Source organism: Amycolatopsis acidiphila (genome assembly GCF_021391495.1).
Classification (GTDB): Bacteria; Actinomycetota; Actinomycetes; order Mycobacteriales; family Pseudonocardiaceae; genus Amycolatopsis_E; species Amycolatopsis_E acidiphila.
The window spans coordinates 4861840-4877557 of sequence record NZ_CP090063.1 but is presented as its reverse complement, the minus strand read 5'-3'; the positions used below and the strand labels follow the sequence as shown (position 1 = coordinate 4877557).

The following is a 15718-nucleotide window of genomic DNA, read 5'->3' as shown; positions in this document are numbered from 1 at the left end:
CCGCCGGGTCACCAGGTGACGAGCATCTTGCGGACGCCGTAGTTGGTGCCGTAGGTGTCCATCTCGACCTCCTCCAGCGGGGTGGCCAGTTTCAGCCCGGGGAACCGCTGGAACAGCCGGGGCAGGATGGTCTTCAGCTCGGCCCGGGCGACGTTCTGCCCGAGGCACTGGTGCACGCCGTACCCGAAGGCGAGGTGACGGGTGATCTTGCGGTCGAAGTCGGGCACGTCGGGGTCGTCGAACGCCCGGGGGTCGCGGTTGGCGGCCGGCATGGCGACCACGACCAGGTCGCCCTTCGCGATGGGCTGCCCGCCGATCTCCAGGTCCTCCTTCGCGGTCCGGCCGAGTCCGAACTGGACGATGGTGAGGTAGCGCAGCAGCTCTTCGACCGCGGGGCCGATCTTCTCCGGGTGCTCGACGAGGTTCTGCCGCTGCTCGGGGTGGGTGAGCAGGGTCAGCGACGACAGGCCGATCATCGCCATGGTGGTGTCGTGGCCCGCGAACAGCAGCAGCACGCCGATGCTGATCAGGTCCTTGTCGGTGAGGATCGACCCGTCCTGCTCGCTGGTCCGGATCAGGTCGGCCAGCAGGCCCGTCGACTCCGGGTCGGCGCGCTTGTCGGCCACCAGCCCTGTGATGTAGCTCTGCAGCCAGCGCGCGCCGCTGTCCCGCTCGGCACGCGGCTTGCTGACGTCCATCATCACCTCGGTGGCGTGGTGGAACTTGTCCCGGTCGGCGTAGGGCACGCCGAGCAGCTCGCAGATCACCAGGCAGGGGATCGGCAGCGCGAGGTGCTCGATCAGGTCCACCGGCTCACCGGCCGCGCCGGCCTTCTCGATGGCGTCGAGGTGCTCGGTGACGATCCGGTCGATGTAGGGCTGCAGCTTGGCCTGGATGGACTTCGGGGTGAACCGGCCCGCCAGCAGCCGCCGGTAGGCGCCGTGATCGGGCTCGTCCATGAACACGAAGGTCGGGTCGATCCCTTCCCCGGACTCGTCGGAGTCGTGGTCGTCCCCTTCCTCGGGCGGGACGTCGTGGCGCGGCCGCCGCGCGCTCATCCGCGGGTCCGAGAACACCTGGCTGCCCTCGTCGAACCGGGTCACCAGCCAGCCGACGCGGCCGCTGGGAAAGCGCACGCGGACGACCGGCTGTTCCTCGCGCAGCTGGTCGTACTCCAGCGGCGGGTCGAGCAGGCGTGTCCGCTCCATCGGCATCGCGGGCAGTTCCACGGTCATGAGTTCTCCTTCTCCTCGGCCACGTGCGCCCGCAGCGCGGCTTCGACTCCGTTGTTCACCTGGGTTCCGTTCCCCCAGCCGACGTAGTACTGCAGGTGCAGCACGGCTTCCCGCAGCTGCTCGGCGCTCAGCTCGCCGTTGTGCAGCGCGCCGCGCACCTGGATCTCGATCAGGTCCGCGCGGCCCAGCGCCGCGGTGGCGCCGAGCACGAGCAGCCGCCGGTCGCGCACCGAAAGCCCGGGCCTGCTCCAGATCTCGCCGAAGAGGTGATCGACGGTCTTCTCCAGCATCGGAGACCGCTCGGCGGGCAGGGAATCGGTGAAGCCGGGCCCGTAGACCTCGTCCATGGTCTTCAGGCCCGTTTTCGTGGTCTCGTCCATCACGCGTCCTTCCCGGACTCCGCGCCGATCGTCTCCGCGCCGTGCGCACGGGTGACGTCGGCCAGTGGCAGGGTGAGCCCGAGCTGGGCCGCCAGTTCCTGGGCGGCGGCGAGGTCCTTGTCGAGCAGCCGCACGACCTGGGCCGCCAGCGGCTGCGCGATCCCGGCGAGGCGCTGACGCTGCCAGGACAACAGCGTGGCGCCCTCGGGATCGGCCTCCTCGATCACCGTGATCAGCTTCTCCGGGTCCACGCCCGCGGCGCCGGCCAGGGTGGTGGCCTCGTGGACCGCGCGCCAGCTGCCGTAGGTGATGACGTTGCGGGCGATCTTGGTCGCCATGCCCGCACCGACCGGTCCACAGTGGACCACCCGCTTGGCGAAGTCGGTCAGCACCGGCATCGCACGCTCCACTGTGGACTCCTCGCCGCCGAGGATGGCCACGAGGCCGTTCTCGGCCGCCTTGTCCCCGGGAGTGACGCCGCAGTCCAGGAGCGACACGCCCGCCTTCGCGCACGCTTCCGCCAGCTCGTGCACCACCGGCACGGCGACCGTGGACAGCAGGACGACGATGAGCCCCGGCTCGGCGCCGGCGAGCACGCCGTTCTCGCCGAAGAGCACCGACCTGGCCTGGTCGGCGTCCACGACGGCGACCAGCACCACGTCGCTGGCCCGCGCGACCTCGGCCGGTGAGGCGACCGGGGCCGGCACGCCGGCCAGCTTGTCGGCGGCGTCCGGCCGGATGTCGTAGACGGTGGGGACGCGGCCGGAGCGGGCGAGGCTGACCGCCACCCCGCCGCCGATCATGCCGAGCCCGATGACCCCGGCGCGCGGCGCGGCGGATTCGAGCGACTGCCCGGGGGAAACCGTTTGCACACTCATGGTGTGACTCCTTCCTGGACGGCGGTTGCCGTCTCCCATGCCGTCGGTGTGGCGACGAGCGCCCGTGCCGCCCGTGCCGGACGGACCATGTTGATCCCGACCGCGGCGCGGACCTGAGCGTCCTTGCCGTAGAGGGCGACCAGCTTGCGGTCGGCGAGACTGCCCTCGGTGACGGCGAAGGCGTCGGCGCCGCGAGGCAGGCCGTGGATCTGGATCCTGAGGTCGTACTGGTCCGACCAGATGTAGGGCACCGGGGCGAACGGCGACCTGTCCTCGCCGGCCAGGATGTTGCGCGCCACCGCCATGCCCTGCTCGGCGGCGTTGGTCCGGTGCTCGATCCGGATGCGCTCGCCCAGACCCGGGTGGTGCCAGCTGGCGACGTCGCCCGCCGCCCACACACCGGGCCCGGCCTGGCTGTACTGGTCGCAGAGGACACCGTTGCCGACCTCGACGCCGCTGCCGGCCAGCCATTCGACGTTCGGGACCGAGCCGATGGACACCAGCACGGCGTCCGCCTCGATGGTGTGGCCACCGGCGAGCCGCACGCCGTGGGCACGTCCGCCCGAGACGAGGACCTCCTCCACCCGCGCCCCGGTGACCACCTCCACGCCGTGGTCCCGGTGCACGCCGACGAGCAGCTCGCCCAGCTGCGGACCGAGCACATCGGACAGTGGCGCTTCGATGTCGGACACCAGCGTCACCTGGGCACCGGCCTGGCGGGCGACCGAGGCCACCTCGGCGCCGAGGAACCCGGCGCCCACGATGACGAGCCGGGGTGAGCCTGCCAGCGCGGCGCGCAAGGTGGTGGCGTCGGTGAGGGTCCGCAGCACGTGCACGCCTGCCACGTCCGCCGTTCCCGGCAGCCGGCGGGGCCGGACGCCGGTCGCGATGACCAGCTCGTCGTAGGACACCAGGGATCCGTCCGACAGCCGGACGACCTTGGCGCCGGTGTCGAGCGCCTCCGCGCGGGCACCGAGCCGGAGGTCGAGCGCGAGACCGGCGAGCGCCGCCTCGTCGCGCAGCCACACCCGCTCGTCCGGCCATGTGCCGGAGAGGATCTGCTTGGACAGTGGCGGCCGGTCGTAGGGCGGGTGCACCTCCTCGCCGATCAGCGTGATCCGCCCGTCGAATCCCTGCCTTCGCAGTGTCTCGGCGGTGGACAGTCCCGCCGCCGACGCCCCGGCGATCACGACGGACGCCGGCACGCTCATTCCTGTACCGCGATGGCGGCGGCGGGGCAGACGGCGGCGGCGTCCCGGACCGCCGCGTACTGGGCCTGCGGCGGGTCGGCGTCCAGGAGCACCACGATGCCGTCGTCGTCCCGCTGGTCGAAGACCTCCGGAGCGGCCAGCACGCACTGACCGGCCGCGCAGCATTTGTCCTCGTCGATGGTGATATGCACGAAATTCTCCAACCTGTCCGAGTCGTGGCGGTGTCTTAACCTAACTAAGTTCACCTACGGTCGAGGCTAGACCTTCCCGGCCTGCAGGTGTAGCTCGGGGGGCGGTGATCCATCGCACAGGGCTCTTGCGTGAACGCGGACAGCGACCGCCGGCAAGGCGGCCGCGCACTTGAGGATCTGCCGTCCCGGCGCTACGGTGACTTCACCGTCGCCCCGATCGTCTACTGTGGACGAGCAGTTTTCCTGTGGGCGCAACCAGTTTCGTGAAAGGACCGGCTGATGGCCGAGGATCTCTTCCTGGTGTTCTCGAATCCGGCCGCAGGGCGCGAGGACGAGTTCAACGAGTGGTACGACCACCACCATCTCGGCGACGTGCTCGCCGTGCCGGGGGTGACGGGGGCCCGGCGCTACGAGCTCGCGCCGACGAAGCCGCCGGAGGCCGAGGGGATGCCCGAGCCGTCGGCCCCGGCACACTCCTACCTGGCGGTCTACGAGCTGGACCGGGACGCGGACGAGGTGCTGGCCGAGTTCCTGCGCCGGGTCGGCAGTGGGGAGATGCCGCTGAGCGACTCGCTGGACCTGGCGACGATCTCCATGTCGGCCTGGCGGGCGCGCGGGCCGCGCCGCCAGGCCGGCGCGTGACGGTTCCCCCTGGAGCGCCGGTCCGGTTCGGGCCGGCGCTCCTTCATGTCATACAAATAGCTAGATCATTAGCCTGATCGGGTGATGGAGTGCGGGGCCGCGGTGTCCGCGCTCCCGGTCGATTGACGAGTGCCCCCGTCCGGCCTAACGTATCGATAAGTTTGTGTCGATCAATTCATTGATGAGTGCGGATCCGCGACAAAGGAGTGGCCATGACCGCCCAGATCGAGCGCCCGGCCGAGGCGAACACTCTGACGGAGCCGGAGGCGCAGCGGTGCCTGCCCGATCCCGGCGTGGACACCTCGAGCGTGCCCTTCCGGATGGCCGACGGCGTGCACATTCCCGCCGAGCGTTACTACGACCAGGGTTTCGCCGACCTGGAGAACGAGAAGATGTGGCTGCGCACCTGGCAGTGGGCGGCGCGGCTGGAGGACCTTCCGCGAGTCGGCGACTACATCGAGTACACCATCGTCGGCGAGTCCGTGATGGTGGTGCGGGTCGACGAGGACACCCTCAAGGTCTACCAGAACGTCTGCCCCCACCGGGCCACCCGGCTGGCGCAGGACTGCGGCACGTTCGGCGGTGGCCAGATCGTCTGCCCGTTCCACGGCTGGCGCTGGAACCTCGACGGCTCGCAGTCGATGCTCTACGGGCGTCGCGGGTTCGTCCCGGAGTCGGTCGACCCGGCCAAGATGGCGCTGAAGGAGGTTCGCCACGAGGTCCGTTACGGCTTCGTCTGGATCACCTTCGACGACGACGCGCCCTCGCTGGACGAGTTCTTCGGTGAGATGGACGAATACCTCGCGCCCGTGGCCATGGAGCGGATGCGGTTCCGCTGGTGGAAGTACACGGTTCTGCCGGCGAACTGGAAGGTCGCGCTCGAGGCGTTCATGGAGGCCTACCACGTCATGCAGGCGCATCCCGAGCTCGCGCTCGGTGCGACAGGGGAGGCCTACAACGCCGACGCGGTGCCCTATTTCCCGCGCGGGATGGGCCATGTGGACAGCACGGCGCCGGCACTCCCGGATTCGGCGTTCGTGCTCACCGAGTCGCCGGTCGAGGGCATGGGCTTCGGTGAGTGGTTCCTGTCGCAGAACCAGGTGTTGTTCGAGGGCACCGACGCGACCAACACGGTGCGCGACGAGCTGATCGCCGATCGCGTGCGTGGCAAGAACCTGCCCGACGAGGAGCTGCTGCCGGCGTTCTTCCAGGAGTACTACGCCTACGCCCAGGACGCGGGGATCCCGTTGCCGCCACCGGATCCGAAGGCGACGTCCTACGCGTTCCTGTTCCCGAACCTCGTGATGCTCGGCATGCCGGGGAACCTTCTGTACTACCGTGTCCGCCCGAACGGCACGGACGCGAACTCGTGCGTGTTCGAGGTGTTCGCGATGCAGATTCCCATCACCGGCGAGGAGCAGGCTCCCGCACGGCCGGAAGGGCCGATCGCGCCGGAGGACTGGCCGTTCGTGCTGCGTCAGGACTTCGAGAACATCCTGCGCCAGCAGGATGGCTACCGCAGCCGCGCGTTCTCCGAGGCCACGATGTCCCCCCGCTACGAGACGATGATCTACACCATGCACAACGAGATCGACAAGTACATTGCGCGGTAACGGTTTCCGCCGTCCGGTCGGTGGTGACCAGGGCGGCGGGGTCCGGGTGGAACCGGGCGGGTACCTCATCGAGGTGCGACCGGGGGAGTCGCTGATCCAGGCGGCCTGGCGCGAGGGCTACGAGTGGCCGACGCTCTGCTACGGCATGGGCACCTGCACGGCCTGCCAGTGCGAGGTCCTCGAGGGCCTGGACAACGTGTCGGACAAGACCGAGGCCGAGAACGCGATGCTCGGCGACCTCACCCGGCGGCGACGGCGGATCGACCCCCGCCGCGTCCGGCTGGCCTGCCAGGTCCGGATCAGCGGCGACGTCGAGGTCCGCAAACCCGGGGTGCGGACCGCGGAAAACCAGACAGCAGAACGGAGCGGACAATGACGACCTCCCCCGAGGCCACCGCGGTGGAAGGGGTGGACGGCGACGTGCTCGCCGGCATCTACACCACGGCGGTCAAGATCAAGCTGTACGACGAGAAGTACCGGGCGACCATGCGGGCCGGGAAGATCGGCGGGATGTACTACTCCCCGCGCGGACAGGAGATCATCCCGTCGGCCATCAGCGCGGTGCTCGCACCCGAGGACTACGTCCTGACCATCTACCGGGGCGTGCACGACCAGATCGCCAAGGGCGTGCCGTTGCGTACGCTGACCGCCGAGTTCTTCGGGCGTGCCAGTGGAAGTTGCAAGGGCAAGGGTGGCCCGATGCACATCACCGACCCCTCTTCGGGGCTCATCGTCACCACCGGTGTCGTCGGCTCCGGGATGCCGATCGGGGTGGGCGTGGCGCTCTCGGCGCACCTGCGCAAGAGCGGGCAGGTGACCGTGGTGAACTTCGGCGACGGCGCCTCCAACATCGGTGCGTTCCACGAGGCGCTGAACCTGGCCTCGGTGTGGAACCTGCCGGTCGTGTTCGTCTGCCAGAACAACCGCTACGCCGAATACACGACTCTCGCCGATGGGACGTCGGTCGAGCGGATCGCGGATCGCGGTGCCGCCTACTCGATGCGCTCGATCCACGTCGACGGCAACGACCCGGAGGCGATGTACGGCGCCGCCCGGACCGCGATCGACGCGGCGCGCGCCGGCGACGGGCCGACCCTCGTCGAGGCCATGACCTACCGGTTCTTCGGGCACGTCATGGGCGACGGCATGGAATACATGCCGGAGGAGGAGCTGCGCGCGGCGATGGAAGCCGACCCGGTGGTGCGGATGCGGGAAAAGCTGCTCGCCGCGGGCCACCGGTCGGAGGCCGAGCTCACCCGCGTCGAGGACGGGCTGCGAGCCGAGATCGAGGACGCGTTCGAGTACGCGATGTCCCAGCCGATGGCCGAGCCCGAAGAACTCACGACCGATGTCTATGCCGAAGGTGCGATCCGATGACAGTGCAAAGCGACGTGCGCGACGCGCAGGCTCCTGCCGCGCGGGAGATGATGCTGATCCAGGCGATCAACGAGGCACTGGACGTCGCGCTCGGGCTCGACGACACCGTGTTCCAGCTGGGGGAGGACATCCAGGACCCCAAGGGTGGTGGGTTCGGCCTCCACAAGGGACTGTCCACCAAGTACGGTCTGGAGCGGGTCCGGCCGACGCCGATCTCGGAGCAGGCCATCATGGGCGCCGCGGTCGGCGCGGCGATCACCGGCATGCGCCCGGTCGCGGAGATCATGCTGATGAACTTCCTGTCCGTGTGCGGGGACCAGCTGATCAACCACGCCGCGAAGCTGCGCTACATGTCCGGTGGCCAGACCAACGTGCCGCTGACGGTACGGACGACCACCGGCGCGGGTGGCGGGTTCGGCGCACAGCACTCGGACATGCTCGAAGCGTCGCTGGTGCACACGCCCGGGTTGAAGGTCGTCGTCCCGTCGACGCCCGCCGACGCGAAGGGCCTGCTGCTGTCGTCGATCTTCGACGACGACCCGGTCGTGTTCGTCGAGATGCACCACCTGTACTTCGCCGCCAAGGGGCCGGTGCCCGAGGGCGACCACCGGGTGCCACTCGGCCAGGCCCGCATCGCCCGCCCCGGTTCCGACGTCACGCTCATCAGCTGGGGCAAGCAGGTCCACGACTGCCTCGCGGTGGCGGAAAACCTGGCAGCGGACGGGATCGATGCCGAGGTCCTCGACGTCCGCTCGCTCGTTCCGCTGGACCTCGACGCCATCCTGGGCTCCGTCGGCCGCACCGGGCGAGCGGTCATCGTGCACGAAGCCGTGCGCCGGAACGGGTTCGGTGCCGAACTGGCCGCGACCATCAGCGAGGACCTGTTCGGTCAGCTGCACGCTCCGGTGCGCCGGGTGGCGGCCGCGAACACGCCGGTGCCGTACGCGTCCTCGCTGGAAGCCGCATACCTGCCCTCGCGGCCGGGTATCGAAAAAACTGTCCGTGACCTCTTCGGTTGAGCTGTCCCCGGAGCTGATGTTCGCCGAGTACCCGAGTTCGGCGAACCGCTGCTCGGCCCGGTCCCGAACGGCCACTGGGCGAATGAGCCCGGTGGCCGGCCCGATCCGCATTACCTCGAAACGGGGGACAAGGAGCGCAATGGCGTTCGAACTGAACATTCCGCAGCTCGGTGTGTCGATGACCGAGGGCGAACTGGTCGAGTGGCTGGTCGAGGACGGCGCCGGCGTCCGCGCCGGCGACCCGGTCTACCTGCTCGCGACGGACAAGACCGAGACCGAGATCGAGGCCCCGGTCGACGGGGTGCTGCGGATCAAGGCTGAGCCCGGTGAGACCTACCCGGTCGGTACCGTCGTCGGCGAGCTCGGCTGAGATGCTCGTCGGCGGTGCCTGGTGATACAACTGCGGCATCGACGACGAGCGGAGGACCGCGGGGATGGCGACCGGATCCGGGGACGCGGTGCTGGTGACCGAACCCGGTCCCGGCATCCGGTTGCTGACCCTGAACCGCCCCCGGCTGCGCAACGCCATGACCGGGGAGATGACCGAGGCCTGGGACCGCGCCCTCGACGCGGTCGCGGCCGACGAGGACGTCCGGGTGGTCGTCGTGACGGGGGAGGGCACGACCTTCTGCGCCGGTGCCGACCTGTCCTGGTTCGACGAGGGATCGCCGGCGGAGCTGACCGCCGATCGCCTGCGTCGGCGGATGCTGCCGTTCTACCGCAGCTGGCTGCGGCCGCGGGAGCTGCCGGTCCCGGTGCTCGCCGCGATCGACGGGCCGGTCCTGGGCGCGGGCGTCTGCCTCGCGCTCGCCTGCGACCTCCGGTACGCGACGCCCGGCGCCTCGTTCGGCACGTCCTTCCTCGAGCTCGGCCTGCACGGCGGGATGGGGGCCACCTGGCTGCTGCCCGAGGCGATCGGCATCGCCCGGGCGCGTGAGATGCTCTACACCGGACGGGAAGTCGGGGCCGAGGAAGCACTTTCCTGGGCCCTGGTGAACGGGGTGACGGCGAACGTCCTGGACGACGTGCTCGCCATCGCCGCGCAGATCGCCGCGGCGGGCCCGGTCGCCGTGCGGCTGACCAAGACCGGGCTCGAGCACGCCGCCGGCGGCCTGGAGGCCGCGCTGCGCTGGGAGTCGCTGGCCCAGCCGGTCACGATGACCACCGCCGACCTGCGAGAAGCCATCGAGGCGCGGCGCGAGCGGCGGCCACCGTCGTTCGGCGGCCGGTGAGCCCCGGTCCATCCACTGTGGCCGGTCGAGGAGGAGTGTGCCGATGACCGATGCGGATCCCCAGGCCACCGAAGCCTTCAAGGCGCTCGGCGACCCGGTGCGCTGGAGCATCGTGCGGGAGCTGGCCCAGGTGGACGAGCTGGCCTTCAGCACCCTGGAGGAGATCCTGCCGCTCTCCAAGCCCGCGGTGTCCTACCACACGCGCATCCTCACCCAGGCCGGCTTGCTGACCGTGCGCAAGCAGGGCCGCCACTACTTCTACGCGCTGCGCCGGGAGCTGGTGCGGGAGCTGGTCGAGCAGGTGCGCGGCCTGGCGCCGGCCGGTCGTGGCGGACGGCCGGGGTCACCGGTGACGGCGGTGCGGTCGGCCGCTCCGGACGAGCCCGAGGATCCGGGCCTGCTGACCTGGTAGTGCTCGCCGGGCCGTGCTTGCTCTGGTGAGCCGCGCCCACGTCGCAGGTGCGCCGGGCGTGCTGCTGGGGGTGGGTGGCCGCACGTCTCGCTACCGCACGCGTTCCGCTCGGAGCCGGGCGGACGGGCGCGCCACCCTCTCCCGAGCCGCTGCGATCAGGCCGTGGTCTGCTCGTCCACCGTGGGGCCCTTCAGCAGGCCCGCTTCGAGGAACTCCGCGAGCTCCGCCACCGCTTCCGGGCGAATGCGGTGGAAGTGCTGGCGGCCTTCCTTGCGGCGCTCGATCAGGCCGGCTTCGCGCAGGACGGCGAGGTGGTAGGACAGCGTCGGCTGTCCCACGGTGACCACGTCGGCGAGCTCGCTCGCGCCCACCTCGCCCGGCGCGGCCGCGAGGTGCCGTAGGACGACCCACCGGACCGGATCGCCGAGGGCGCGGAAGGGCCGCGCCTCCTCGTCGTTCATGCGTGCCGCTCCCGTTCGGTCCTCATCGATGTATCGAAGCATAACAGCCGGAGCGGCTGCGCCGATGTGATGCGGACCGGGCGGGGCGGGCCGGGTGCCCGCCCCCGCGAGGGTCAGACAGCCGCCTCCGCGGAACGGAGGCTCGCCGCGTGCTGGCCGGCCCGGCGGCCGGAGAAGATGCAGTCCGCCAGCGAAAGCCCGCTGATGTAGCTGTTCGAGCAGATCCCGACCGCGTTGCGGCCGGCCGCGTAGAGGCCGGACACGGGTTCGTCCTTCGCGGTGAGCACCTCACCGGTCTCCTCGTCGACCCGCAGGCCACCGAGGGTGAGGCCGGGCGCGGGGAAGGCCGGCGAGTTCTTGATCGAGATGTCGACGGCGTAGAACGGGCCCTCGGTCACCGGCGAGCACAGGTCCGGGGCCTTGTGGGCAGGGTCGCCCGCACCGGAGGTGATCCCGGTGTTGTAGGCCGACACGGTGTCGGCCAGCGCGGCGGGGGGCACGCCGATCTTCCTCGCCAGCGCCTCGACGCTGGCTGCCTTGATGTGACCGGCGGTGAAGAGATAGGCGGCCATCGCCAGCTGGAACGGCTGGGTCTGGGTGCGCACCTGCCGGCGTGCCTTCTTCCACTGGCGGGCGTCGACGACCAGGAAGCCGCGGCCTTCGTGCTCGTGGATCATCACGTCGGAATGGGTTGCGCCGTAAAGGTCCTCGTTGGCGATGCGGGCTCCGCTCGGCCCGACCGTCACGCCTTCCAGGAACGCGCTCGGCGGCGAGAGGAACCGCCACGCCGTCATCCGCTCCATCAGATCCGTGCTGCCACCGGCGGAAACGCCCAGCCGGATACCGGTGCCGTCGTCACCCGCCGTGCCCAGCGGCGAAATGTGCGCGTAGCCGCCCGCGTACTGCGCCTTCATCTCCGGGTTGTAGACGAACCCGCCCGCGGCCAGGATGACGGCCTTCGCGCGAACCTCGCCTTCGGCGGTGTTGGCCTGCCACAACTTGTCCGCTCGCCCGTTGAAGTGCGCGCCGACCGCAGGCACCCAGTTCGACAGCTTGACGCCCAGCTGGGCCAGCTTGCGGTGACGGGGGCCCGCGTCGCCTTCGTGGTCCATCGACCGGAACCGCACCCCGGCGACGGTGCCGTCCTCGATGATCAGTTCGTGCACCCGGCTCAGCGGGCGGAAAGCCACCCCCTTGGCCATCGCCGAACGGCGCAGCACCTCGAAGAACGCGTGCCCGGAGCCCATGCCCTTGGCGACCTGGCGGTGGCCTCGCGCCGCCGGTTTCGCGCTGAGCGCGTACGGCCAGGCCTTCTCGTTGCCCGAGAAGTAGAGATAGTGCGCGTCCGTGGGATAGGACGTCTTGTACGGGCAGAGGGTGCCGCGGTACTCGACTCCCTGCCGTTCCAGCCAGTCGATCATCTCGGGGCTGGTTTCGCAGAAACGGCGCAGGGTCTTCTCCGAGACCACGCCCTTGGTCTCCAGGCGCAGGTACTCGAACATGTTGTCCGGGGTGTCGTCGAGCCCGGCCGCGCGCTGGTGCCGCGTCCCGCCGCCGGCGTAGACCACGCCGCCCGACAGATCGCTGGCGCCGCCGCCGTAACCGCGGTCGAGTATGAGTACCCGGGCGCCCTGTTCGGCGGCCTGAATCGCCGCGGCCGCTCCGGCCGCACCGTATCCAACCACTACCACGTCGTAGTCAGGCTGAGAATCCACGGCAATGCTCCTGTGCATCGTGTTGGGGGAAGCGCTCCGGCTTGATAAGTTCACACTATGACACAAATAGATCCGGGGGGGCCAGTGCGCGGCTCGGGGGATTCCCCCGGACGGGGACGGCCGCCGAAGGTCACCCGCGAGGAGCTGGAGCAGGTCGCCCTGACGCTGTGGGACGAACGGGGATACGACGCGGTGCCGCTCGCCGAGGTGGCGGCGGCCGCGGGCGTCACGTCCCGGACGGTCTTTCGCTACTTCCCCTCGAAGAGCGAGATCGTCTGGGGTGGACTCGTCGCCGACATCGGCGGCATGCGGGACTACCTCGACGCCTCGCCGCCGCAGGAGAGCCTGCTGGCCCGGATCCGGATCGCTGTCACGCAGCTGCTCGCCTCGGCGGAGAACAAGCCGATGGACCGCCTCCGGCTGCGGGTCATCAGCCGCACCCCCGAGCTCCAGCACAGCATGCCCGAGCCGTTCCGGGTGTGGCACACGATCGTCCGCGACTGGCTCGTCGAGCAACTCGACGCCAAACCCGACGATCTCGCGCCGCAGGTGATCGCGTCCGGCACGCAGGCCGCGATCCTGCGTGCCCTGCTGTGGTGGAGCATGCAGGGCTCGGCCGAGCCGCACGACGCGGTCGACGAGGCGCTGCGCCACCTGGAGGACGCGGCTTCACCTCGCTGACTTTCGTATTTTGACACAGGCTGCTATAAATAGCTCCGCGCAGGTCAGGGCATTTCGGCGTGCTCAGCAAGGAGGCTGGACCCATGGCGCTGACGGACCGTGCGGACGTGCTGGTGGTCGGGTTCGGGCTGGCCGGGGCGGCGGCGGCGATCGAGGCCGCGCAGGCCGGAGCCGACGTGCTCGTCCTGGACAAGCTGCCCCTCGAGTCGTCGCTCGCCGGGCGGCGTCCCCCCGGCGTGGGCCGATCCGGCGGCGACGGGCTGCGCGCCGAGCTGCGGCGGACGGCGCTCGAGAACGGGGTCCGCGTCCGTCCACAAGCGACGGTGCACGAGCTTCTGGTGGAGGGCCGCCAGGTGATCGGCGCCGGATACGGCGCGATCGGGCCGAACACCGCGGAAGCCGCCTGGCATCGCCGGCTGTACCGGATGAGCCTGCACGCCCGGCGTACGTCCGCCATCGTGCGGGAGGTCTTCACCGAGGCCGCGGAGCGGCTGTGGGAAGAGTCCTTCGTGCTCGGCACGGTCGAGTGCGCCGTGGTCGTGGTCGCGACGCCACCGTCCGGCTGGGAGTTCGTCGGTTCCTCGCTCACGCCGGTACTGGCGGCGGAGGGACACGCGGAATGCGTGCCGAGGCCGGTGTCGTCGGGTGCCGCCCCGCTGCATCCGACGTCCGTGCCGGCACTGCGGGTGGACACCGCGACCGGCGCGGTGATCAGTGCCGGTGGCTGGCCGGTCCCCGGCCTGTTCTCCGCGACGGCCGGTTTCACCGACCGCTGGTTCACCGACGCCGAGGTGGTCGCCGCCGGCCGCCGGGCCGGCCGGGGCTGCCTGCCGGAGCGGGCCGGCGAGCAGGTGACCTGCTGATTCGCCGGCCCACCGCAGATCGTTCGAGGCTACATTTGACTACTTCGTCAATCAGGCTTCCATTTGACCGGCACTCTTAGTAGTGTTCTGCCGCCGAGTACGGCCAACCTTCGGAACCGTGCCCGTTCCCGACGTCGCCCGTGAAGTGACGAAGGTGTCAACGATCCGGCGCCGACGCCGCGGTCACCGCACGAGAAAAGGGATGGCGATGGCGTCATACGACTACATCATCGTGGGGGGCGGCACGTCCGGTTGCGTCCTCGCCGCCGAGCTGAGCAAGGACCCGGGCGCCCGCGTCCTGTTGCTGGAGGCCGGTAAGCGCGACCGGAGCCCGATCTTCCACATTCCCAAGGGGTTCGCCTTCAGCATCGAGAACCCCCAGCACTCGTTCGTCTACGAGACCGAGCCGTTCGGACCGCTGGGCCAGACGGAGAAGTGGTCGCGGGGCCGCGTTCTCGGCGGGTCGAGCGCCATCAACGGGATGGTCTACAACCGGGGCGCCCAGCACGACTGGGACTCCATTGTGGAGCGTGGGAACCCCGGCTGGGGGTGGGAGGAGATCCTGCCCGTCTACAAGGAGATCGAGGACCACCAGCTGGGTGCGTCGGACATGCGCGGAGCCGGTGGCCCGTTGCACATCAGCGTTCAGCAGAGCGGTGACCCGGTCGACGAGGCCATGCTCGACGCCGCGGGCAACATCGGGCTGAAGCGGGTGGACGATCTGAACTCCTCCGACGAGGAGCGAGTCGGCTACGCACCGGCGAACATCAAGAACGGCCTGCGGCAGAGCGCGGGCAAGGTCTTCCTCAAGCCCGCGGAAAAGCGCCCGAACCTGTCCGTGCGCACCGGTGCGCAGGTCACCAGGGTGGTCGTCGAGAAGGACCGGGCGGTCGGCGTCGTGGTCGGCACGGGCGCCGGGGCCGAGGAGATCCGGGCCGGCAAGGAGATCATCCTGTCGCTCGGCAACATGGAGACGCCGAAGCTGCTCGAGTTGTCCGGCATCGGTGGCGCGGAGGTGCTGAAGGCGGCCGGGATCGATCTCGTCCTCGATCGCCCGATGGTCGGCGAGGACATGATCGAGCACCGGTACGTCACGCTGCAGCTGCGGCTCAACGACCCGAAACTGGGGTACAACGCCCGGTTGAGCAGTGGCCTGGGGCAGGCGGCCTCGGGCCTGAAGTACCTGTTCACCCGCAGTGGTCCCATCGCGTCGGCGGCCTACGACCTGGTCGGTTTCCTCAAGACCAACCCGGCCGAGCCCCGCGTCGACGCGCAGATCCTGATGACGCCGTTCACGCAGGGCAGCAAGCCGCTGGACCTGACGCTGGAGAGCAGGCCCGGGGCGTCGATCATCGGCTACCCGCTGCGGCCGACGAGCCTCGGCAGGCTGCACGTGGTGTCCGGCGATCCGGCGGTACACCCGCGGATCACCACGAACTACGAGTTCGACGACGCGGACCGCAGGAAGTTCGTGGACCTGTTCCGGCGGATGCGGGACATCGCGGCCCAGCACCCGTTCGTCGACGTGGTCAAGGCCGAGACCGAGCCCGGCTGGGCCGTCCAGGACGACGAGTCGATCCTCAACCACGTGCTGCTCAACGGCGGAACCAGCTTCCACGCCTACGGCGCGTGCAAGATGGGTCCCGGCGAGGACGCGGTCACCGATCCGCAGCTGCGGGTGCGCGGGGTCGACGGGCTGCGCGTGATGGACGCGTCGGTGCTGCCGGTCATGGTCGCCGGCAACCTCAACGGCCCCCTGATGGCGATGTCCGTGAAGGCGGCGCGAATGATCCTCGAGGACGCCTGAC

The 15718-nt window shown here is 70.1% G+C and carries 18 protein-coding genes; 11 read left to right on the top strand and 7 right to left on the bottom strand.

Features of this window, described 5'->3' with window-relative positions; genetic code table 11:
- Positions 1 to 8: 8 nt before the first annotated feature.
- Genes LWP59_RS23835 through LWP59_RS23815 form a run of 5 tightly spaced genes read right to left on the bottom strand, consistent with a single transcriptional unit; the run spans position 9 to position 3895 of the window.
- Positions 9 to 1235, bottom strand: coding sequence for a cytochrome P450 (locus tag LWP59_RS23835; protein WP_144637566.1), 1227 nt, complete (start codon positions 1233 to 1235; stop codon positions 9 to 11).
- Positions 1232 to 1615: a carboxymuconolactone decarboxylase family protein gene (locus tag LWP59_RS23830; RefSeq protein WP_186383203.1), complete on the bottom strand. Its 384-nt coding sequence runs from the start codon at positions 1613 to 1615 to the stop codon at positions 1232 to 1234. Before LWP59_RS23830 ends, LWP59_RS23835 begins: the two co-directional genes overlap by 4 nt.
- The gene (locus LWP59_RS23825) at positions 1615 to 2493 is read right to left on the bottom strand and encodes an NAD(P)-dependent oxidoreductase (RefSeq protein ID WP_186383202.1); all 879 of its coding nucleotides are present in this window, start codon (positions 2491 to 2493) and stop codon (positions 1615 to 1617) included. Before LWP59_RS23825 ends, LWP59_RS23830 begins: the two co-directional genes overlap by 1 nt.
- Complete coding sequence (locus tag LWP59_RS23820; protein ID WP_144637564.1) at positions 2490 to 3704, bottom strand: NAD(P)/FAD-dependent oxidoreductase; 1215 nt, start codon at positions 3702 to 3704, stop codon at positions 2490 to 2492. Before LWP59_RS23820 ends, LWP59_RS23825 begins: the two co-directional genes overlap by 4 nt.
- Positions 3701 to 3895, bottom strand: a complete 195-nt coding sequence (locus tag LWP59_RS23815; RefSeq protein ID WP_144637563.1) for a ferredoxin — start codon at positions 3893 to 3895, stop codon at positions 3701 to 3703. Before LWP59_RS23815 ends, LWP59_RS23820 begins: the two co-directional genes overlap by 4 nt.
- A 279-nt stretch (positions 3896 to 4174) precedes the next feature.
- Here LWP59_RS23815 and LWP59_RS23810 point away from each other — a divergent pair, with 279 nt between their 5' ends.
- The 8 genes from LWP59_RS23810 (at position 4175) to LWP59_RS23775 (ending at position 10190) form a co-directional block, all read left to right on the top strand.
- Positions 4175 to 4537 (top strand): DUF4286 family protein, encoded by a 363-nt coding sequence (locus tag LWP59_RS23810; RefSeq protein WP_144637562.1) that lies wholly within the window; start codon positions 4175 to 4177, stop codon positions 4535 to 4537.
- Between the two features lie 212 nt (positions 4538 to 4749).
- On the top strand, positions 4750 to 6150 hold the full coding sequence (locus LWP59_RS23805) for an aromatic ring-hydroxylating oxygenase subunit alpha (RefSeq protein WP_144637561.1): 1401 nt from the start codon (positions 4750 to 4752) through the stop codon (positions 6148 to 6150).
- Entirely contained in the window at positions 6140 to 6526 is a 387-nt protein-coding gene (locus LWP59_RS23800) for a 2Fe-2S iron-sulfur cluster-binding protein (RefSeq protein ID WP_144637559.1), read from the top strand. Before LWP59_RS23805 ends, LWP59_RS23800 begins: the two co-directional genes overlap by 11 nt.
- Positions 6523 to 7527, top strand: coding sequence for a thiamine pyrophosphate-dependent dehydrogenase E1 component subunit alpha (locus tag LWP59_RS23795; protein ID WP_144637557.1), 1005 nt, complete (start codon positions 6523 to 6525; stop codon positions 7525 to 7527). The genes LWP59_RS23800 and LWP59_RS23795 overlap by 4 nt, the downstream gene beginning before the upstream one ends.
- Positions 7524 to 8546 (top strand): alpha-ketoacid dehydrogenase subunit beta, encoded by a 1023-nt coding sequence (locus LWP59_RS23790; protein ID WP_222425515.1) that lies wholly within the window; start codon positions 7524 to 7526, stop codon positions 8544 to 8546. The genes LWP59_RS23795 and LWP59_RS23790 overlap by 4 nt, the downstream gene beginning before the upstream one ends.
- A gap of 139 nt (positions 8547 to 8685) precedes the next feature.
- A complete protein-coding gene (locus LWP59_RS23785) occupies positions 8686 to 8916 on the top strand; it encodes a lipoyl domain-containing protein (protein ID WP_144637556.1) in 231 nt (76 codons plus the stop codon).
- Between the two features lie 64 nt (positions 8917 to 8980).
- Positions 8981 to 9778, top strand: a complete 798-nt coding sequence (locus tag LWP59_RS23780) for an enoyl-CoA hydratase/isomerase family protein (RefSeq protein WP_144637554.1) — start codon at positions 8981 to 8983, stop codon at positions 9776 to 9778.
- A 43-nt stretch (positions 9779 to 9821) separates the two neighbouring features.
- A complete protein-coding gene (locus LWP59_RS23775) occupies positions 9822 to 10190 on the top strand; it encodes an ArsR/SmtB family transcription factor (RefSeq protein WP_144637552.1) in 369 nt (122 codons plus the stop codon).
- 155 nt (positions 10191 to 10345) lie between these two features.
- Here the strand turns inward: LWP59_RS23775 and LWP59_RS23770 are convergent, their stop codons facing one another.
- Positions 10346 to 10651, bottom strand: a complete 306-nt coding sequence (locus tag LWP59_RS23770; RefSeq protein ID WP_186383201.1) for an ArsR/SmtB family transcription factor — start codon at positions 10649 to 10651, stop codon at positions 10346 to 10348.
- Positions 10652 to 10764: 113 nt separating this feature from the next.
- Positions 10765 to 12384, bottom strand: a complete 1620-nt coding sequence (locus LWP59_RS23765; protein ID WP_144637549.1) for an FAD-binding protein — start codon at positions 12382 to 12384, stop codon at positions 10765 to 10767.
- Positions 12385 to 12450: 66 nt separating this feature from the next.
- On the opposite strand from LWP59_RS23765, the gene LWP59_RS23760 reads away from it, so the two are divergent.
- The 3 genes from LWP59_RS23760 (at position 12451) to LWP59_RS23750 (ending at position 15717) form a co-directional block, all read left to right on the top strand.
- The gene (locus LWP59_RS23760; protein WP_191334767.1) at positions 12451 to 13047 is read left to right on the top strand and encodes a TetR family transcriptional regulator; all 597 of its coding nucleotides are present in this window, start codon (positions 12451 to 12453) and stop codon (positions 13045 to 13047) included.
- Between the two features lie 83 nt (positions 13048 to 13130).
- Positions 13131 to 13910 (top strand): FAD-binding protein, encoded by a 780-nt coding sequence (locus LWP59_RS40435; RefSeq protein ID WP_222425514.1) that lies wholly within the window; start codon positions 13131 to 13133, stop codon positions 13908 to 13910.
- A 202-nt stretch (positions 13911 to 14112) separates the two neighbouring features.
- Positions 14113 to 15717: a GMC family oxidoreductase gene (locus LWP59_RS23750; RefSeq protein WP_222425513.1), complete on the top strand. Its 1605-nt coding sequence runs from the start codon at positions 14113 to 14115 to the stop codon at positions 15715 to 15717.
- Position 15718: the final 1 nt, after the last annotated feature.